The 18102-nt window shown below is 63.2% G+C and carries 19 protein-coding genes; 17 read left to right on the top strand and 2 right to left on the bottom strand.

What is annotated here, in order from left to right; all coding sequences use genetic code 11:
* Positions 1-4: 4 nt before the first annotated feature.
* Positions 5-469: a RidA family protein gene (locus FJ425_RS02355; RefSeq protein ID WP_140721441.1), complete on the bottom strand. Its 465-nt coding sequence runs from the start codon at positions 467-469 to the stop codon at positions 5-7.
* Positions 470-608: 139 nt separating this feature from the next.
* Here FJ425_RS02355 and FJ425_RS02350 point away from each other — a divergent pair, with 139 nt between their 5' ends.
* From FJ425_RS02350 to tsf, 4 genes are all read left to right on the top strand, one after another.
* Positions 609-1439 carry a cell envelope integrity EipB family protein gene (locus FJ425_RS02350; RefSeq protein WP_140545913.1) on the top strand — a complete coding sequence of 277 codons (831 nt, stop codon included), beginning with the start codon at positions 609-611 and terminating at the stop codon, positions 1437-1439.
* Positions 1440-1521: 82 nt separating this feature from the next.
* Complete coding sequence (locus tag FJ425_RS02345) at positions 1522-1800, top strand: DUF4031 domain-containing protein (protein WP_140721439.1); 279 nt, start codon at positions 1522-1524, stop codon at positions 1798-1800.
* A 201-nt stretch (positions 1801-2001) separates the two neighbouring features.
* Positions 2002-2781, top strand: coding sequence for a 30S ribosomal protein S2 (gene rpsB, locus FJ425_RS02340; protein WP_140545916.1), 780 nt, complete (start codon positions 2002-2004; stop codon positions 2779-2781).
* A gap of 121 nt (positions 2782-2902) precedes the next feature.
* A complete protein-coding gene (tsf, locus tag FJ425_RS02335; RefSeq protein ID WP_140721437.1) occupies positions 2903-3823 on the top strand; it encodes a translation elongation factor Ts in 921 nt (306 codons plus the stop codon).
* A 53-nt stretch (positions 3824-3876) separates the two neighbouring features.
* Here tsf and FJ425_RS02330 read toward each other — a convergent pair whose 3' ends face one another.
* Positions 3877-4803, bottom strand: coding sequence for a LysR family transcriptional regulator (locus FJ425_RS02330; RefSeq protein WP_140721435.1), 927 nt, complete (start codon positions 4801-4803; stop codon positions 3877-3879).
* 114 nt (positions 4804-4917) lie between these two features.
* Between FJ425_RS02330 and FJ425_RS02325 the strand changes: the two genes are divergently transcribed.
* The 13 genes from FJ425_RS02325 to lpxB all read left to right on the top strand — a co-directional run bounded on the left by FJ425_RS02325 (position 4918) and on the right by lpxB (position 18045).
* Positions 4918-5445, top strand: a complete 528-nt coding sequence (locus FJ425_RS02325; RefSeq protein ID WP_140721433.1) for a nuclear transport factor 2 family protein — start codon at positions 4918-4920, stop codon at positions 5443-5445.
* 35 nt (positions 5446-5480) lie between these two features.
* Entirely contained in the window at positions 5481-6590 is a 1110-nt protein-coding gene (locus tag FJ425_RS02320; protein WP_140721431.1) for an aldo/keto reductase, read from the top strand.
* Positions 6591-6758: 168 nt separating this feature from the next.
* The gene (gene pyrH / locus FJ425_RS02315) at positions 6759-7481 is read left to right on the top strand and encodes a UMP kinase (protein WP_095765617.1); all 723 of its coding nucleotides are present in this window, start codon (positions 6759-6761) and stop codon (positions 7479-7481) included.
* An 84-nt stretch (positions 7482-7565) separates the two neighbouring features.
* Complete coding sequence (gene frr / locus FJ425_RS02310) at positions 7566-8120, top strand: ribosome recycling factor (protein ID WP_140545921.1); 555 nt, start codon at positions 7566-7568, stop codon at positions 8118-8120.
* Between the two features lie 31 nt (positions 8121-8151).
* Positions 8152-8871: an isoprenyl transferase gene (locus FJ425_RS02305; RefSeq protein ID WP_140721429.1), complete on the top strand. Its 720-nt coding sequence runs from the start codon at positions 8152-8154 to the stop codon at positions 8869-8871.
* Between the two features lie 12 nt (positions 8872-8883).
* A complete protein-coding gene (locus tag FJ425_RS02300; RefSeq protein ID WP_140721427.1) occupies positions 8884-9699 on the top strand; it encodes a phosphatidate cytidylyltransferase in 816 nt (271 codons plus the stop codon).
* 103 nt (positions 9700-9802) lie between these two features.
* Positions 9803-10945, top strand: coding sequence for an RIP metalloprotease RseP (gene rseP, locus FJ425_RS02295; RefSeq protein ID WP_140721425.1), 1143 nt, complete (start codon positions 9803-9805; stop codon positions 10943-10945).
* 218 nt (positions 10946-11163) lie between these two features.
* Positions 11164-13530, top strand: a complete 2367-nt coding sequence (bamA, locus tag FJ425_RS02290) for an outer membrane protein assembly factor BamA (protein WP_140721423.1) — start codon at positions 11164-11166, stop codon at positions 13528-13530.
* A 78-nt stretch (positions 13531-13608) separates the two neighbouring features.
* Positions 13609-14664, top strand: coding sequence for a UDP-3-O-(3-hydroxymyristoyl)glucosamine N-acyltransferase (gene lpxD, locus FJ425_RS02285; RefSeq protein ID WP_140545926.1), 1056 nt, complete (start codon positions 13609-13611; stop codon positions 14662-14664).
* Positions 14657-15118: a 3-hydroxyacyl-ACP dehydratase FabZ gene (gene fabZ / locus FJ425_RS02280; RefSeq protein ID WP_095765364.1), complete on the top strand. Its 462-nt coding sequence runs from the start codon at positions 14657-14659 to the stop codon at positions 15116-15118. Before lpxD ends, fabZ begins: the two co-directional genes overlap by 8 nt.
* 15 nt (positions 15119-15133) lie before the next feature.
* Positions 15134-15970 (top strand): acyl-ACP--UDP-N-acetylglucosamine O-acyltransferase, encoded by an 837-nt coding sequence (gene lpxA / locus FJ425_RS02275; RefSeq protein ID WP_140721421.1) that lies wholly within the window; start codon positions 15134-15136, stop codon positions 15968-15970.
* Positions 15957-16874, top strand: coding sequence for a UDP-2,3-diacylglucosamine diphosphatase LpxI (gene lpxI, locus FJ425_RS02270; protein WP_140721420.1), 918 nt, complete (start codon positions 15957-15959; stop codon positions 16872-16874). The genes lpxA and lpxI overlap by 14 nt, the downstream gene beginning before the upstream one ends.
* A complete protein-coding gene (lpxB, locus tag FJ425_RS02265; RefSeq protein ID WP_140721418.1) occupies positions 16864-18045 on the top strand; it encodes a lipid-A-disaccharide synthase in 1182 nt (393 codons plus the stop codon). The genes lpxI and lpxB overlap by 11 nt, the downstream gene beginning before the upstream one ends.
* Positions 18046-18102: the final 57 nt, after the last annotated feature.

The raw sequence follows: 18102 nt of genomic DNA, 5'->3' as shown, positions 1-18102 counted from the left end.
AGCCTCACTCGACTTCGAAGATCGCTTCGATCTCAACCGCGGCGTTGAGCGGTAGCGAGGCGGTGCCGACGGCGGAGCGGGCATGCTTGCCGCGCTCGCCGAGTGCGGCGACCAGGAAGTCGGAGGCGCCGTTGGCGACAAGATGCTGCTCGACGAAATCCGGCGCGGAGGCGACGAAGACGGTGATCTTGACCAGGCGCCGGATCTTTTCGAGATCGCCAAGTGCGGCCTTGGCCTGCGCCAGGAGGTTGATGGCGCAGAATCTCGCGCCTTCCTTGCCTGCGGCGGTATCGATGTCGCGGCCGAGCAACCCGCTTGCCTGCAGCTTGCCGTCCTTCAGCGGCAACTGGCCGGCGGTGAACAGCGTGCTGCCGGTGCGGCAATAGGGCACGTAGTTGGCGGCGGGCGCGGCGGCGGCCGGGAGGGTGACGCCAAGATCGCTTAGCCGCTTTTCGATTGTTTCGCTCATTGGTTTTCCCTATTGCTGGAAGACGCCGCGTTGGCCGGGCCGAAATTGCTATTTTTGCCTCGCTTCCGCCACGACTTTTTTTAAGCTGGACCATCTTTCCCTGCGGTCTGCCTCGCGGCCGCGACGATCGGAGCAACGCATGCGCGCAACGCGCCTTTTTTTCGCCGCCGCCTGTTTCTCGGCGATGCTGCCGATGGCGCCGGCCCTTGCGGTGCCCGCGCTGCAGGCGCATCGCGCCGTCTACGATCTCACGCTCAACAAGGCCTCCGACCGCTCAGGCATTACCGGCATCACCGGCCGCATGGTCTATGAGTTCAATGGTTCCGCCTGCGAAGGCTATACGGTGAAATTCCGCTTCGTCACCCAGATTGCCACCGCCGAAGGTACGAAGCTGACGGACCAGCAGACGACCACGTTCGAGGATGCCGAAGGCAAAACTTTTTCGTTCGTGACAAAATCCTTCACCGACCAGAACCTCGACAAGGAAGTGAAAGGCACCGCGACCCGGGAGCAGAAGGGCCTCAAAGTCGAGATCGACAAGCCTGAGAAGAACAGCCTCGAGCTTGCAGCGACGCAGTTCCCGACCCAGCATCTGGTCGAGCTGATCGGCAAGGCCGAAAAGGGCGAGAATTTCTACCAGACCAACCTGTTCGACGGCTCCGAGGACGCCAACAAGGTGATGACCACCACCGTCATCGTCGGCAAGAAGACCGACGTCCAGAAATCCGACCCGGAGGCGCCGGCGCTGGCCAAGCTCGCCACCGACAAATACTGGCCGGTCGACATCGCCTATTTCGACGATACCGACAACAAAGGCGAAGAGGTGCCGGAATACCGGATCAGCTTCAAGCTGCACGAGAACGGCATCACCCGCGACCTCGTCATGGACTATGGCGAATTCTCGATGACCGGCAAGCTGGTGAACCTGTCGCTGTTCGATCAGACCAAGCCTTGCCCGGCGTCGAAATAGCAATTGCTGACGGCAGCCGGCCCGGCTTGCAGGCTTGGCCTCCGAATACCATGCGTGAGGCTCACCGAATGCGGTGGGCCTGATGGCAGTCTATGTCGATGCAGCGATCTGGAAATGGGCCGGCCACCGCTGGTGCCATCTGCTCGCCGACGATACCGACGAACTCCATCGCTTTGCAGCCGAGCTGGGCCTTAAGCGTTCATCCTATCAGGGGCCGCCCAAGACATCGGCGCCGCATTACGATATCACTGGCTTCGAGCGTGATCGCGCGGTCAGGCTTGGGGCGATCGAATGCAGCCGCGAGGACATCGTGGCGATCTTCCGCCGCGTGCGGGTTCCGAATGGAAAGATAAAACGCTGAGATTTGGGCGGATCGCCGCAGGCGGGGACGTTTTCGGGCGCGCGGCTTGCGTTAATCGGACTTCCCCTCTATATGCGCGCTCATTCCACACACGGACTTTGGTGTCTGCCCGGGAGAAATCCGGCTGAGACCTCCGGTGGCATCAGGACATAAGTCCGAAATGCCTGTGTCCGTGGAGGCCAACCGGAAAGGAACTAAAGAATGGCTCTGCCAGATTTCAGCATGCGCCAGCTTTTGGAAGCTGGTGTTCACTTCGGCCACCAGACTCACCGCTGGAACCCGAAGATGGCGCCTTACATCTATGGCGCCCGCAACAACATCCACATCATTGACCTGTCGCAGACGGTGCCGCTGCTGCACCAGGCCCTGAAGCAGGTGTCCGACACCGTCGCCAAGGGCGGCCGCGTGCTGTTCGTCGGCACCAAGCGCCAGGCGTCCGACATCGTCGCCGACGCGGCGCAGCGTTCGGCCCAGTACTATGTCAATTCGCGTTGGCTGGGCGGCATGCTCACCAACTGGAAGACGATCTCGAACTCGATCCAGCGCCTGCGCAAGCTCGACGAGACGCTCTCCGGCGAGGCCCAGGGCCTCACCAAGAAGGAGCGCCTGAACCTCGACCGTGAGCGCGAGAAGCTCAACAAGGCTCTCGGCGGCATCAAGGACATGGGCTCGACGCCGGACCTGATGTTCGTCATCGACACCAACAAGGAAGCGATCGCCATCCTCGAGGCCAAGCGCCTCGGCATCCCGGTCGTGGCCATCATCGATTCTAACTGCGATCCGGACAAGATCGACTTCCCGATCCCCGGCAATGACGACGCGGCGCGCGCCATCCAGCTCTATTGCGACCTGATCGCCAAGGCCGCCATCGACGGCATCGCCCGTCAGCAGGGCGCGCTCGGCGTCGACATCGGCGCCTCGGCCGAGGCTCCGGTCGAGCCAGCGCTCGGCGCTCCGGCCGCAGAAGCTCCGGAAGCTTGATAAGGAAGGCCGGATCCCGGCCTTCATCTTTCCAATAAGTTGGCGCGCTAAAGCGCTTTTGCCGAGCGCATCACCCGAGTCCCGGTTGGTGCGTCGGCGCATTTGAGACAAAGAGGCGACAATGAGCATTTCGGCTGCACAGGTCAAAGAACTCCGCGACTTGACCGGCGCGGGCATGATGGACTGCAAGGCGGCGTTGAACGAGACCAACGGCGACATGGAAGCGGCCGTCGACTGGCTGCGCAAGAAGGGTATCTCCAAGGCCGATAAGAAGGCCGGGCGCACTGCCGCCGAGGGCCTGATCGGCGTCGACGCAGGCGTGCGTGAAGCGGCCATCGTCGAGGTCAATTCCGAAACCGACTTCGTCGCCCGCAACGAGCAGTTCCAGCAACTGGTCCGCAATGTCGCGAAGGTCACGCTCGCCTATGGCGCAACCGAAGCGGTTGCCGCCGCCAAGTATCCAGGCTCCGACAAGACGGTCACCGAGACCGTCAAGGACGCGGTCGGCACCATCGGCGAGAACATCAATTTCCGCCGTTCGGCCAAGCTCACCGTGCCGCATGGCGTGGTGGCGACCTATGTCCACAATGCGGTTGCCGATGGGCTGGGCAAGCTCGGCGTGCTGGTCGCGATCGAGACCACCGGCAACGAGCATGCCGCGAACGCCTTTGCCCGCCAGGTTGCCATGCACGTCGCCGCCACCAACCCGGTGGCGCTGACGGCCGAAGAGGTCGACCCGGCGCTGATCGAGCGCGAGAAGGCGATCTTCTCCGACCAGGCGCGCCAGTCGGGCAAGCCGGAAGCCATCATCGAGAAGATGGTCGAGGGCCGTCTGCGCAAGTTCTACGAAGAGGTGGTGCTTTTGAAGCAGGCGTTCGTGCTCAATCCCGACATCACTGTCGAGAAGGCGCTGAAAGACGCGGAGACGGAGATTGGCGCTCCGGCGAAGATCACCGCCTATCTGCGCTTTGCTCTCGGCGAAGGCATCGAGAAGGAAACGACCGATTTCGCGGCGGAAGTCGCGGCCGCGGTCAAGAAATAGCTCCGATCCGAGGGGAGCGCGCAGCGTTTCCTTAAGGTGACGAGCTCACGAGCTCAGGCGACTCGGCCGGGTGTCCGCATGGATGCCCGGCCGATTTCTTGCGCGGTGTCGATAAAGGCCCTGAGCTTCGGCGCCATCGACGCGCGGCGCGGAAAATAAAGGAAGAGTCCGGGCTCCTCGATCGCCGTCTGCGGCAGGATCTGGACGAGGCGGCCGGCGGCAAGGTCGGCGCGCACCAGCGGCTCGAAGACGTAGGCGAGCCCGACGCCGGCCAGCGCCAGGTCGATGGCGCCAAGCGAATCTGTGACGACGGCCGTGCCGCGCGTTTCGACGACGACATCCTTGCCGTTGTCGTTCAGGTCCCAGCGATAAAGCGCCCCCGATCGGACCAGCCGGTAGCCGATGCAGTTGTGGTTGGCGAGATCGGCCACGTCGCGCGGACGGCCGTGCTTTGCGACATAGGCGGGAGAAGCAACGATCACGGCGTTGAACGGCGGCGTCATCCGGACGGTGATCATGTCCTGCGCGATCATTTCACCCAGCCGGATGCCGGCGTCAAACCCTTCCCCGACGATATCGATAAGGCCCTGATCGGCAACGATCTCGACCGTCACGTCGGGGTAGCGTTCGGCCATCGCCGCGACCACCGGCGTCACCGCCAGGGGGATCGCTATGGTGGAGGCGTTGATCCTGAGCAGGCCGGCGGGCCTTCCCTTCACGCCGCGGATGCGGTCCATCCGCTCGGCGATGTCCTGCAGGGCAGGGCCCGCCGTCTCCACCAGCGCTTTGCCTGCCTCGGTCAGCGAGACGCTGCGCGTCGTGCGCGCAAAGAGCGGCTGGCCGATACGCTCCTCCACCAGCCGCACCGCATGGCTGACGGCAGACGGGCTCATGCCGAGCTCAGCCGCGGCAAGCGCGAAGCCTCCGCGCCGCGCCACGGCGACGACGACCGGAAGGTGTGTGAGCAGATCGCGATCCATTCATGAATGATATCGCACAGTCTTTTCGAACAATGCAATCTTATCGATGCCCCTGAGCCGGCTCATATTGGCGTCAACATGTTGGCGGTGGGCTGATGGCCAAGGAGAGACGAAATGAACGCGTTGAGACATGTAACTTTTGCCGCAGGAATAGTGCTGGCGCCGGTCGATGCCGGCGGTGCCGAACCGGCCGGCTGGCAGGCCCTTGCCGACGAGCGCGCCGTCATCCGCATCGCAGACGCCATCGACCGCGCGGTGGATGCGCAGGACTGGAAGCTGGCGCGCAGCTATTTCGCCGAGCGTGTCACCGCCGATTTCAGCAGCCTGTCCGGCCAGCCCGCGGCCAATATCGCGTCCGACGACCTGATCGGCGCCTGGGCGGGCAACCTCAAGGGCAGCAAGACCAGCCTGCATCTGCGCACCAACCATCAGGTCGTGCTCGAAGCCGATGCCGCGACTGTCCGCTCCAACGGCTATGCCTGGAACCGAATGGAAGGCAATGGCGATCCGCTCTGGGAAGTCTGGGGCAGCTATGAGCACCACCTGACGCGCTCGGCTTCCGGCTGGAAGGTCGACGGCTTCACCTTCCGCATGACGCATGAGCGCGGCAATCCCTGGGTCAAGGCGACCCCCGGCCAGTGACCGGCAGGAAATCCGTTCAGAATCGGGAGACCACCATGACCATGAGCTATTACACGCTTGGCAACAGCGGCCTGCGCGTCAGCCGGCTGGCACTCGGCACCATGACCTTCGGCACCGAATGGGGCTGGGGCGCGGACAGGGACACAGCCCGCGCGATGTTCGACGCCTATGTCGAAGCGGGCGGCAACTTCTTCGACACGGCCGACCTCTATACCGGCGGTACCGCCGAGACCTGGCTCGGCGAGTTCGTCGCCGAGCGCGGCCTGCGCGACAGGGCGGTGATCGCCACAAAATTCACCATGAATTCCGAGGCCGGCAATCCGAATGCCGGCGGCAACGGCCGCAAGAACATCATGCGGGCCGTGGACGCCTCGCTGAAACGGCTCGGCACCGACTATATCGACCTTTATCTTCTGCATGTCTGGGACAGGATTACCCCGGCCGAGGAGGTGCTGCGCACGCTGGACGACCTCGTTCGCGCCGGCAAGGTGCGCCATATCGGCCTCTCCGACGTCCCGGCCTGGTATGCCGGCCGCGCCCAGGTGATCGCCGAACTGCGCGGCTACGAGCCAGTCTCGGCGCTGCAGCTCGAATATTCGCTCGCCGAGCGCGCCATCGAACATGAGTATGTGCCTTTCGGCACACGTCATGGCGCCGGCATCATGGTGTGGAGCCCTTTGGCCAGCGGGCTGCTCAGCGGCAAATACAAGCCGACGCAAGCCGGAAGGGCCGGCCGGCTCGACGGTTTCCGCAACACCACGCATCCCGGCTTCCAGAAGTTCAGCGACCGCAACTGGGCGATCGTGGCGGAGCTCGAGAAGGTGGCGGCCGAGCTCGGCCGCAGCATGGCCCAGGTTGCGCTCAACTGGGCGGCGACGCAGCCAGGCATCGCTTCCGTCATCCTTGGAGCGACGAAGCTCACTCAGCTGCAGGACAATCTCGGCGCGCTCGATTTTTCGATTCCCGCCGAGCTTCGCGCGCGGCTGGAAAAGGTCAGCGCCATGCCGGCGCCGTTCCCGCATTCCTATTTCGGCTCCGAGATCCAGGTCCGGGTGACCGGCGGCGCCGTGACCGGCGACAAGCCGGCCGGTTATTCGCCCGCGGTCATGATCGAAGGCGAGGCGGTCAGCGTCTCCAGCCGTTGATCAAAGAGGCGGCAACTGACCGAAAAAGCCTGGAATTTTGCACGAGGGCGCGGCGTGACATCGCCGCGCCCTTCGTGTATCGGGTCAACCCGTCATGACAGCATCGCCGGATGAAGCGGGGGCGGTTTTGCCTCCAAAATTGCCGCGCCGAGATATTCGAGGAATGAGATGACGGTGAAGCCCCTCTATCGACGTGTCGTGCTGAAGGCTTCGGGCGAAGCGTTGATGGGCGAGCAGCATTTCGGCATCGATGTCTCCGTTGTCGACCGCATCGCCGCCGACATTGCGGAGGCGCGCGCGCTGGGCGTCGAAGTGGGGGTCGTCATCGGCGGCGGCAACATTTTTCGCGGCGTAGCTGTGGCCTCGAAAGGCGGCGACCGGGTCACCGGCGATCACATGGGCATGCTCGCCACCGTCATCAATTCGCTGGCGCTGCGCACCTCGCTCAACAAGATCGGCGTCGATGCCGTCGTGCTTTCGGCGATCGCCATGCCGGAACTTTGCGAGAGCTTTTCCCAACGCCAGGCGACAGCTTATATGAACCAGGGCAAGGTGGTCATATTCGCCGGCGGAACCGGCAATCCGTTCTTCACCACCGATTCGGCCGCGGCCCTGCGCGCCGCCGAGATCGGCGCCGATGCGCTGTTCAAGGGCACGCAGGTCGACGGGGTCTATTCGGCCGACCCCAAGAAGGACCCGAACGCGGTCCGTTTCGACCGCATCAGCCACGCCGAAGTCATCAAACGCGGTCTTGCGATCATGGACACCGCCGCGATTGCACTTGCGCGTGAAAACAACATTCCGATAATCGTCTATTCGATCCACGAAAAAGGTGGTTTCGGCGATATTCTAAGGGGCGGCGGCCATTGCACGGTCGTCGCGGACAAATAACCGAGGCCGGGATCCGTTGAACGGTACCGCGGACGGGACGACGGCATAAGCAGTGAACCCGGCGAACGGGTCGAGGAGATGATCATGAGTGGCGAGTTCGAAGACCTGAAGCGACGCATGGACGGGGCGATCGCCGCCTTCAAGCACGACCTGGCGTCGCTGCGCACCGGCCGAGCCTCCAGCAACCTGCTCGACGCCGTCCAGGTCCAGGCCTACGGCACGACGATGCCGATCAACCAGGTCGCCAACGTGACGGTGCCGGAGCCGCGCATGATTTCGGTCTCGGTCTGGGACAAGTCGATGGTCAGCGCGGTCGACCGCGCTATCCGCGAAGCCAATCTGGGCTTCAATCCGATCGTCGACGGCACCAATCTCAGGATCCCGCTGCCGGAGCTCAATGAGCAGCGCCGCAAGGAACTGGTCAAGATCTCGCATGGCTATGCCGAGAACGCACGCGTCGCGGTGCGCCATGTCCGCCGCGACGGCATGGATTTCCTCAAGAAGGCTGAGAAGGACGGCACCATCAGCGAGGACGATCACCGCAAGCGATCCGACCAGGTCCAGAAGCTGACCGACGAGATGATCAGCACCATCGATCACCTGCTTTCCGATAAGGAAGCTGAAATCATGCAGGTTTAGGGTCGGGGTTTTCCGGCTCGAAAGCGAGACCATGGCAACGCCCGCGCATGTCGCGATCATCATGGATGGAAACGGACGCTGGGCCAAGGCGCGCGGCCTGCCGCGCCTTGCCGGGCATCGCGCCGGCGTCGAGGCTCTGCGCAAGACGGTGCGCGCCGCACCCGAGCTCGGCATCTCCTATCTGACGGTCTACGCATTTTCCTCGGAGAACTGGTCGCGGCCGAAATCCGAGGTCAGCGACCTCATGGGGCTTTTGAAGCTGTTCATCCGCCGCGATCTCGCCGAACTGCATCAGAACGGCGTGCGGGTGAGAGTGATCGGCGACAAAGAGGGGCTGCAGCCCGATATCCGGGGGCTGCTGCAGGAGGCCGAATCGCTGACCGCCGGCAACGAGGCGCTGACACTGGTCATCGCCTTCAATTACGGCGGCCGCGACGAGATCGTGCGCACAGCGCGCAAGCTGGCGGAGGCCGTCGCGCGCGGCGACATGGCGAGCGAGGCGATCACGGCGGAAAGTTTCGCCGCTTTGCTCGACACAAAGGGCATTCCCGATCCCGAGTTGGTGATCCGAACCAGCGGCGAGCTCAGGCTGTCGAATTTCCTTCTCTGGCAGGCTGCCTATAGCGAGCTCGTCTTCCTGCCTTGCTATTGGCCTGACTTCAGCCGCGAGCATCTGGCCGACGCCTTGCGCGACTTTGCCGGCCGCGAACGACGCTTTGGCGGGCTCGCCGCCCGCGACGTCGCGCTTTAGGCGCTGCCACGCATGAGTAACCTCCAGCAGCGCGTCATCTCGGCAATCGTGATGGCGGCTCTGACGCTCGCGCTCACCTGGCTCGGCGGATTGCCGTTCCGGCTGTTCTGCGCGGGAATAGCGGCGCTGATCTTCTATGAATGGACGCGCATGGCGCGCGCCGGGAACGGCGCGGCGCTCGGCTTCCTGCCCGAAGTGCTGATTCTGATCTTCGTCGGCGCGCTGATCGCCGGTCTGCCGGCCTTGTGGCTGCTGCTCCTCGTCGCGATCCTGGTGGCGGTCGCGGCCATTGTCGCCCGGACCAAGGGGGCCGCGCCGTGGGAAGCCTCGGGAGTGGCCTACGCAGCACCATCCGGCTTTTCGCTCGCCTATCTCCGTGACGACAATCATTCCGGGCTGATTGCGATTCTCTTCCTGTTCGCCGTGGTCTGGGCAACCGACATAGCAGCCTATTTCGTCGGCCGCGCTGTCGGCGGCCCGAAGCTTGCACCTTCGATCTCGCCCGGCAAGACCCAGAGCGGCGCTCTGGGCGGCGCGGTCGGCGGCGTTATCGCCGGAGTTTTGCTCGCAATCGCGGCCGGCGCCGGCAACCTCGTCCAGCTTGGCCTCGTGGCCCTTGCTCTGTCGATCGTTTCGCAAGCCGGCGACCTGTTCGAATCATGGGTCAAGCGCCGGCACGGCGCCAAGGATTCCAGCAATCTCATTCCCGGCCATGGCGGCGTCATGGACAGGGTGGACGGGCTTGTCGCGGCCGCGTTCGCGCTGTACGTCATAGGTTGGGTCGCGGCGGGCGCCGAGCATCCGGCATTGGGGCTTTTTCCGAACTGAACGTAGCGGCAGTAAGGCGAAAAAAGGCGCGGGCCACCGATTCGCCCGGATTGATGCCACAGTCGCGGTGGAATGTCGCTCGCGGGCGAATTGAGGGCATGACTTGAACGACATCTTTCACGCGGTTTTCAGCACACAAGGCTTCGTCCTTGGCACGCTCGTGCCGTTTCTGTTCGTGCTGACCGTCGTCGTGTTCGTCCACGAGATGGGCCACTATCTGATCGGCCGCTGGTGCGGCATCGGCGTGAAGGCCTTCTCCATCGGCTTCGGCCCCGAGCTCTTCGGCTTTTACGACCGCCGCGGCACGCGCTGGAAGCTTTGCGCCATTCCGCTTGGCGGCTACGTCAAATTCGTCGGCGACATGAATGCGACGTCGAGCCAGCCGAGCACGGAAGAGATCGAATCGCTGACGGATGCCGAGCGCGAGGTCGCCTTCCACACGCAACCGATCTGGAAGCGCGCTGCTACCGTCGTTGCCGGGCCGCTGTTCAATTTCCTGCTGACGATCGCCGTGTTTGCGGTGCTGTTTTCCCTCTATGGCCGTCCGGTCCTGGAGCCGATGGTGGCCGAAGTGACCGCGGGCAGCCCGGCGGAGAAAGCCGGAATCCAGCCGGGCGACCGATTCGTGAAAGTCGACGGCAGCAAGGTGGAGACATTCGCCGACGTGCAGCGGCTGGTTTCAGGCCGGGCTGGCGACGCCATCACCTTCACCATGCTGCGCGATGGCAAGCAAATCGAGGTTACGGCCGCGCCGGAGCCCATGGAGCAGCAGGATGCGCTGGGCAACAAGGTCAAGGTCGCGGTCATCGGCGTCGTCAACAACGCCGAGCTCGGCCAGCCGCGCCTGATTTCCTATACGCCGGCCGGCGCCGTGGTGGCGGCGGTCGAGGAAACCGGGCACGTGATCGAGCGCACCGGCCAGTTCCTGCAGCGCTTTGCGCTTGGACGCGAGGACAAATGCCAGTTGGGCGGTCCGATCAAGATCGCGAAGATGTCGGGCCAGGCAGCCAAGCTCGGCTTCGAGTGGCTGGTGCAGCTTGTTGCATTTCTGTCAGTCGGAATAGGATTTCTCAATCTCCTGCCGATTCCCCCTCTCGACGGCGGCCACCTGTTGTTCTACGGCGTGGAGGCCGTCATAAGGCGGCCCGTTTCGGAGCGAACGATGGAGATGGCCTACCGGACTGGGTTGTTCCTGGTGCTCGGCTTCATGGGCTTCGTGTTTTGGAACGATCTGTTTGGGTGCTGAAATCATGAAGAAATTTGGCTTCAGCGCCGATCATATTGAGATGCCGTTTACCATGCGTGGGGATATGCGTGACGCGAAAGCCACGCGGTACGGTTAAGTAAATACAAATTAACCGGGAGCCTTGCGTGTAGGGAAAATCCGGTTAATACGGTAAGGGAAAATACCGCACGTCCGGTTTTCTCGCCGTGGGGACTACGAGAAAAAGGTACAAAAGCCCGATGAAGGCAGCATCCAAGTTTCTGAGCGCCGCTTCCGCGGCGGCTTTGTCCGCCGCTCTGGTCGTGCCAGGCGCGCTCGCAGTGCAGTTCGCCGCCACGTCGGTGGCCGAGGCCGCGGTCATCTCGCGTGTCGAGGTCAGCGGCAACCAGCGCGTCGATGCGGAAACCATCCGCAATTACATTTCGATCAAGCCGGGCAAGCCTTTTTCCAGCTCCGATATCGACGACGCCGTCAAGGCGCTGTTCGGCACGGGTCTGTTCTCGGACGTTCAGATCAACCAGGTCGGTTCGAGCCTTGTCGTCAAGGTTTCCGAATACAAGGTCGTCAACCAGGTCCTGTTCCAGGGCAACAAGAAGATCAAGGACAACGCGCTTCAGATGGGTATCCAGCTGAAGCCGCGTGCAACCTTCTCGCAGCAGGCGCTGGACGCCGATGTCGAGGCGATCAAGACGGCTTACAAGCGCATCGGCCGCGACGACGCCGCCGTGACCACGCAGGTCATGGATCTCGGCGACAACCGCGTGAACGTGGTCTTCAACATCAACGAAGGCGGCCGCACCCAGATCGCGGCGATCAACTTCGTCGGCAACCACGCTTATTCCAGCCGCCGCCTGTCGGACGTCATCAACACCAAGCGCTCGTCCTGGCTGTCCTTTGTGCTGCGCGACGACGTCTATGACGAGGACAAGCTGCGCGCCGACCAGGAGCTGCTGCGCCGCTTCTACTACAATCACGGCTATGCCGACTTCCAGGTTGTCTCGGCCGTCGGCGAGCTTGACGACGCCACCAACAAATACACGGTCACCATTACCGTGCAGGAAGGCGATCGCTATACGTTCGGCGACGTCAGCGTGGAAAGCACCATCCCTGAAGTCGATTCGAAGGCGCTGGAATCGGCGGTCGAAACCCACAAGGGCGACGTCTACAACGCCAAGGACGTCGAGGATTCGATCGTCGCGTTGACCGAGAAGGTCGCGGGTTCGGGCTATGCCTTCGCCCAGGTGACGCCGCGCGGCGACCGCAATTTCGAGAACCACACCATTTCGGTCGTCTACACGATCGACCAGGGCACCAAGGCCTATGTCGAGCGCATCGAAATCCGCGGCAACGACCGCACGCGCGACTATGTCATCCGTCGCGAATTCGATGTCAGCGAAGGCGATGCCTTCAACCAGGTTCTCATCCAGCGCGCGAAGAAGCGGCTGGAAGCCCTTGATTATTTCCAGTCTGTCGACATTTCGACCGTCCCCGGCTCAGCGCCGGACCAGGTAGTGCTGGTGGTCACCGTGGTCGAGAAGTCGACCGGCGAATTCTCGGTCGGCGCTGGTTATTCCACTGGCGGCGACACGCCCGGCCCGTCGATCGAAGGTTCGATCACGGAGCGTAACTTCCTTGGGCGCGGCCAGTATATCAAGCTGTCGGCCGGCGGCGGCAGGCATTCGCGCGACTATGCCATTTCGTTCACCGAGCCTTACTTCCTCGGCCGGCGTATCGCGGCGGGCTTCGATATCTATAAGTCGACCCGCGAGTACGATCACTACGACAGCAACGTCACTGGGGCGACCGTCCGCTTCGGCCTGCCGATCACCGACAACATTTCGACGCAGCTGGCGTACAATATCTCGCAAGAAAAATACGAGTTCGATCACTGCGACGACAACGGCGACGGTGTTGAGGGCGACTGCAATCTTTCGCAGGCTATCAAAAACGGCATCGAAGAAAGCCCGTGGCTGAAGTCATCGGTCAGCCTGGGTCTTGTCTACAACACCATCGACGATATGAAGAACCCACATGAGGGTCTTTATATCACCGGCACCACTGAGTTTGCTGGCCTCGGAGGCGACGCCAAGTGGGTGAAGGTGACCGGGCGTGCGAGCGTCTACCAGACCCTGTCGGAACAGCTTGACTTGGTTGGTCTCGTCTCGGGCGGGGCGGGTTATATCGCGGGTTATGGCAGCAACGACCTGCGCATCTTTGATTATTTCCAAAGCAACGACCGCATGATCCGAGGCTTCGAATACGGCGGTATCGGCCCGGTGGCTACCGGAACCAGCGGCGACCATCTCGGCGGAACAACGTATTTCAACGCTTCCGCCGAAGCCCAGTTCCCGCTGCCGGTGATACCGGAGAGCTTTGGTCTGCGTGGCGCCGTATTTGCCGATGCAGCGACGCTCTATGGCAACAAGCTGGGTGACGCACTGGTTGATCCGTCGTCTACCGGCATGAAGCTACGTGCCTCGGTCGGTGTCGGCCTGATGTGGGCTTCGCCGTTTGGTCCGATCCGCATCGACTATGCGATCCCGGTCAAGAAAGAGTCGACTGACAACGTTCAGGAATTCAACTTCGGTATCGCGACCCGCTTCTAATTTCGTGGTTGCGATGGTTCCGGGCCGGATGACGGCCCGGAGTGGACCGATCCAACCCAGCTGGATATTACTTCTGGAATGACCGATCCGGTGTTCTTCGCGCCTTCACGCCGGTACACGGCTGGCGAGGTCGCGAATCTGACCGGCGCCAGCCTGTTCGATTCCGATCAGGCCGAAATTGCCATCGAGGCGCTGGCTCCCGCCAACGAGGGTGGCAACGGCGCGCTCGTCTTTGTCGACGGCAAGCGCAATTTCGCCTTGATGCCGTCGCTCAGGGCGGCTGCGGTGCTATGCCCCGCCGATTTCGCCAGCAAGGCGCCGCCGGGCATCGCGGTGCTCATGCATCCGCGCCCGCAGCAAGCTTTCGCGATGGTCGGACGCCTGTTGTTTCCGCAGGCTGCGACTCCGGGGCCGTTAACCGGAGAAACCGGCATATCGCCCCACGCGTTTATCGATCCTTCCGCGCATATCGAGGACGGGGCGATCGTAGAGGCGGGCGCCGTGATCGGTCCCGGCGTATCCATCGGCAGCGGCACGGTTGTTGCGCCCCACGCCGTTGTCGGCCGTTCCTGCCAGATCGGCCGCGACGGCTTCATCGGCCCCGGCGTCAGCATTCAATATGCGCTTATCGGCAACCGCGTCATCATCCATGGTGGCGCCCGGATCGGCCAGGACGGTTTCGGCTTCGTCGGCGGCGCCAAAGGGCCCGAACGCGTGCCGCAGATCGGCCGCGTCATCATCCAGGACGATGTCGAGGTGGGCTCCAATTCGACCGTCGACCGCGGCGCCATGTCCGACACCGTCATCGGCCAAGGCACCAAGATCGACAATCTGGTGCAGATCGCCCACAATGTTCGCATCGGCCGCAATTGCATTATAGCCGGGCTTTCGGGTATTTCCGGTTCCGTCGTCGTCGGCGACAATGTCACCATGGGCGGCGGTGTCGGCCTCGCCGATCATCTGACCATCGGGCCAGGAGCCAAGCTTGCTGCGAGAAGTGGGTTCATGAACAACGTGCCGGCAGGCGAGGTCTGGGGAGGTTACCCGGCGCAACCCATGGCGGAAGCCATGCGTGAGATAGCGATGCTGCGCAGGATGGCCAGGACGCGCAAGCAAGGCGACGGAAATGGCTGATACGGTGGCAACTTCACTCGACGCGGTCGACATCATGGGGCTTATGAAGCTCCTGCCGCATCGCTATCCGTTCCTGCTGATCGATCGCATCGTCGACATAGACGGCGACGAGTCCGCCGTCGGCATCAAGAACGTGACCATCAACGAGCCGCATTTCCAGGGCCATTTTCCCCAGCAACCGGTCATGCCCGGCGTGCTCATCATCGAGGCCATGGCCCAGACCGCGGGCGCGATCTGCATTCGCAGCCTCAACACCGAGAAGCCGTCGCTGGTTTATTTCATGACCATCGACAATGCGAAATTCCGTAAGCCGGTCGTTCCGGGCGATCAGCTCAGGATCCACGTCAAAAAGATCAAAAAACGCGGCAACCTGCTGAAATTCGCCTGCGAGGCGATGGTTGACGGCGCGAAAGCCGCCGAAGCCGAGGTTTCGGCCATGATGGTTACCGGCTGACGGTTCGAAATGCTCATGAAAGTCGCGACATCCATTCATCCTTCCTCGATCGTCGAAGAAGGAGCCAGGCTCGGCGAAGGCGTCCGCATCGGACCCTTCTGCCATGTCAGCGCCGATTCGATCATCGGCGACCGCGTCGAACTGGTCAGCCATGTGTCGGTGATGGGCGCCACGACCATCGGGGCCGGGACAAAGGTCTATCCAATGGCGACGCTCGGCGCGCCGCCGCAAAACACCAAGCACAAGGGCGGTCGCACCACTCTGGTCATCGGAGCGAACTGCACCATTCGTGAAGGCGTTACAATGCATGTCGGCACCGACACCAGCCGTGGCGAGACGACTGTCGGCGACAACGGCAACTTTCTAGCCTACGCCCATATCGCCCATGATTGCGTCGTCGGCAAGAATGCCACCTTCGCCAATGGCGCGACGCTGGGCGGACATTGCGAGATCGGCGACAACGTCTATATCGGCGGCCTGACCGCCGTTCATCAATTCGTGCGGCTCGGCGACAATGTGTTCATCGGCGGCTGCTCGGCGGTCGTTGGCGACGTCATTCCTTATGCCATCGCCGCCGGCAACCGCGCCAAGCTGCGTGGCCTGAACATCGTAGGCCTCAAGCGCTCCGGCCTGCCGCGTTCCGAAATCTACCTGCTGCGCAAGGCCTATAGGACGATCTTCGATCGTTCCCGCACCGTCGGCGAGAATGTGGAACTCGCCAAGGCCGAGTTCGCCGGGTCGCCAACGGCCATGAAGATCATCGATTTCATCACAAGTCGCGGCAAACGGCACTTTGCCGTTCCATCGCTCAAGGGTGACGGCGACGACGACAGCGGCGATGACGAGGGCTGAGCCTGCCAAGGCAGGGCTCGTACTCGCGCCGGGCTCCAGGGTCGGCATCATCGCCGGTGGAGGCAGCCTGCCCGTCGAAGTTGCTGATGGCTTGGTCAAGCAAGGTTTTGTGCCCTTCGTGATCATCGCTGAGGGTGAGGTCGACCGCGAGGCGGACTTTTCCGCCTACGAGCGGGAGACGCTGGCACTGGAAGATATCGGCCTGCTGCTTGCCTTGTTGAAGCGCAATGGGATCACGCATCTCGTTCTTGCCGGCGAAATCAAGCGCAGGCCGCGTTTGAGCAAGGTTCGACCGACACTTGGCTTGCTGGCCATAATACCTTCCGTGATCAGAGCGCTGAGACGTGGCGACGACGGCTTGCTGAAGGTGTTGACCCGAGGCCTTGAAGATCGGGGCATTGCGGTGGTCGGCGCGCATGAGGTCGTTCCCGAACTGACGGCTGGCGAAGGCACCTTGACGGCGGCTCATCCAAATCAATCCGACTGGCGCGATATCAAAGCGGGGCGCGCCGCCGCCAAAGCCATTGGCGCGCTCGACATCGGCCAGGCGGCGATTGCGGTCGGAGGTCGAGCCATCGCGCTGGAAGGCATCGAGGGCACTGCCGGCCTGCTCGACAGAACGCGGGAATTGCGCGGCCATGGCAGGCTGGCCGGCAAGGCGCGAGGCGTGCTGGTCAAATGCGCCAAGCCCGGGCAGGAACTGCGCGCCGACTTGCCCTCCATCGGCCCGCAGACGATCGAAGCCGCACATGCCGCCGGGCTGGCCGGCATTGCGCTGGAAGCCGGCCACTCTCTAATTCTCGAGAGTCCGGAAACGCTGGCGCGCGCCAATGCTCTCGGCCTGTTCATCGTCGGTCTGCCCGCAACGGAGATCGCCGATGGGGAGCTGGCTAATGGACGCTGACAAGCCGCTCAAGCTTGCTATCGTCGCCGGCGAGGAATCCGGCGATCTGCTCGGCGCCGACATCGTGCGGGCGCTCGAACGCACGACGGGCCGCGAGGTGCAGCTCGTCGGCATTGGCGGCCGCCACCTGCAGCAACTGGGGCTGACCCCGCTCTTCGACGGCGGCGAGATCGCGCTGATGGGCTTCAGCGCGGTGCTGCGCGACCTGCCGCGGCTGATGCGCCGCATCAGCCAGACGGCGGCGACGATCGCGGCCGAGCGGCCCGATTGCCTGGTTACCATCGATAGTCCGGACTTTTCGCTGCGTGTCGCGAAGAAGGTGCGCGCGGCAGCACCCGCCATCCCGATCGTCCATTATGTCTGCCCGAGCGTTTGGGCTTGGCGGCCGGGCAGGGCGGTGGCGATGAAGCCCTATGTCGATCACATCCTCTGCATCCTGCCGTTCGAGGTGAAGGCGCTCGCTCGTCTTGGCGGACCGCCGGGCACTTATGTCGGCCACCGGTTGACGCAGGATCCGGGCGTGCTTGGCGCCGCCAAGGCGCAGAGCCAGCCGCGCGACCTCGCCGACGACCGCGTCAAGACGGTGCTGGTGCTGCCCGGCTCACGCCGCGGCGAGGTGCGGCGGCTGATCGAACCCTTCGGCAAGGCAATGTCGGCGCTGCGCCAGCGCGGCCACCGCCTGCGCTTGCTGTTGCCGACGGTGCCGCATGTCGCCGAGCTGGTGAAGGCCTCGGTCGCAAGCTGGGACGACAAGCCGGAAATCATCACCGAGCCGGAGCGTAAATGGCAGGCTTTTGGCAAGGCCGATGTAGCGTTAATCGCGTCTGGAACGGTTTCGCTGGAACTGGCGCTCGCAGGCGTTCCGATGGTCTCCTGCTACAAGCTCGACCCGATCGCGCGCCAGCTTCTGCAGCATATGGTGACGACGTGGTCGGCGCTGCTGCCCAATTTGATATCCGATCGCGCGCTGGTGCCGGAATTCTACGATCAGTATGTCCGGCCGGAAAACCTGGCGCGGCAGCTGGAAGCCCTGTTTGCCGACACCGGCATGCGCGCCTGGCAAAAGGCGGGCTTTGCCGAGATTGCCCGGCGCATGGCGACCGAGCGGCCCTCGGGCGAGATCGCCGCCGAGGTGGTGATGGGGTGCGTGAAGAGAGCGAATAGGGAGTAGCGAATAGCGAATAGGGCTGTGTCGGCTTCGCCCGTTTCCCCTATTCGCTACTCCCTA

The sequence above is a fragment of the Mesorhizobium sp. B2-7-2 genome (assembly GCF_006440775.1).
In the GTDB taxonomy this organism is placed as follows: domain Bacteria; phylum Pseudomonadota; class Alphaproteobacteria; order Rhizobiales; family Rhizobiaceae; genus Mesorhizobium.
This window is presented reverse-complemented; position numbering and strand designations above follow the sequence as displayed.

Bases quoted from the DNA above. Each gene is read 5' to 3' on its own strand.
- FJ425_RS02355 (WP_140721441.1), bottom strand. From the start codon at position 469: ATGAGCGAAACAATCGAAAAGCGGCTAAGCGATCTTGGCGTCACCCTC.
- FJ425_RS02350 (WP_140545913.1), top strand. From the start codon at position 609: ATGCGCGCAACGCGCCTTTTTTTCGCCGCCGCCTGTTTCTCGGCGATG.
- FJ425_RS02330 (WP_140721435.1), bottom strand. From the start codon at position 4,803: ATGGATCGCGATCTGCTCACACACCTTCCGGTCGTCGTCGCCGTGGCG.
- FJ425_RS02325 (WP_140721433.1), top strand. From the start codon at position 4,918: ATGAACGCGTTGAGACATGTAACTTTTGCCGCAGGAATAGTGCTGGCG.
- lpxI (WP_140721420.1), top strand. From the start codon at position 15,957: ATGACGAGGGCTGAGCCTGCCAAGGCAGGGCTCGTACTCGCGCCGGGC.
- lpxD (WP_140545926.1), top strand. From the start codon at position 13,609: ATGACCGATCCGGTGTTCTTCGCGCCTTCACGCCGGTACACGGCTGGC.
- FJ425_RS02305 (WP_140721429.1), top strand. From the start codon at position 8,152: ATGGCAACGCCCGCGCATGTCGCGATCATCATGGATGGAAACGGACGC.
- bamA (WP_140721423.1), top strand. From the start codon at position 11,164: ATGAAGGCAGCATCCAAGTTTCTGAGCGCCGCTTCCGCGGCGGCTTTG.
- FJ425_RS02345 (WP_140721439.1), top strand. From the start codon at position 1,522: ATGGCAGTCTATGTCGATGCAGCGATCTGGAAATGGGCCGGCCACCGC.
- pyrH (WP_095765617.1), top strand. From the start codon at position 6,759: ATGACGGTGAAGCCCCTCTATCGACGTGTCGTGCTGAAGGCTTCGGGC.
- FJ425_RS02320 (WP_140721431.1), top strand. From the start codon at position 5,481: ATGACCATGAGCTATTACACGCTTGGCAACAGCGGCCTGCGCGTCAGC.
- lpxA (WP_140721421.1), top strand. From the start codon at position 15,134: ATGAAAGTCGCGACATCCATTCATCCTTCCTCGATCGTCGAAGAAGGA.
- rpsB (WP_140545916.1), top strand. From the start codon at position 2,002: ATGGCTCTGCCAGATTTCAGCATGCGCCAGCTTTTGGAAGCTGGTGTT.
- FJ425_RS02300 (WP_140721427.1), top strand. From the start codon at position 8,884: ATGAGTAACCTCCAGCAGCGCGTCATCTCGGCAATCGTGATGGCGGCT.
- tsf (WP_140721437.1), top strand. From the start codon at position 2,903: ATGAGCATTTCGGCTGCACAGGTCAAAGAACTCCGCGACTTGACCGGC.
- fabZ (WP_095765364.1), top strand. From the start codon at position 14,657: ATGGCTGATACGGTGGCAACTTCACTCGACGCGGTCGACATCATGGGG.
- lpxB (WP_140721418.1), top strand. From the start codon at position 16,864: ATGGACGCTGACAAGCCGCTCAAGCTTGCTATCGTCGCCGGCGAGGAA.
- frr (WP_140545921.1), top strand. From the start codon at position 7,566: ATGAGTGGCGAGTTCGAAGACCTGAAGCGACGCATGGACGGGGCGATC.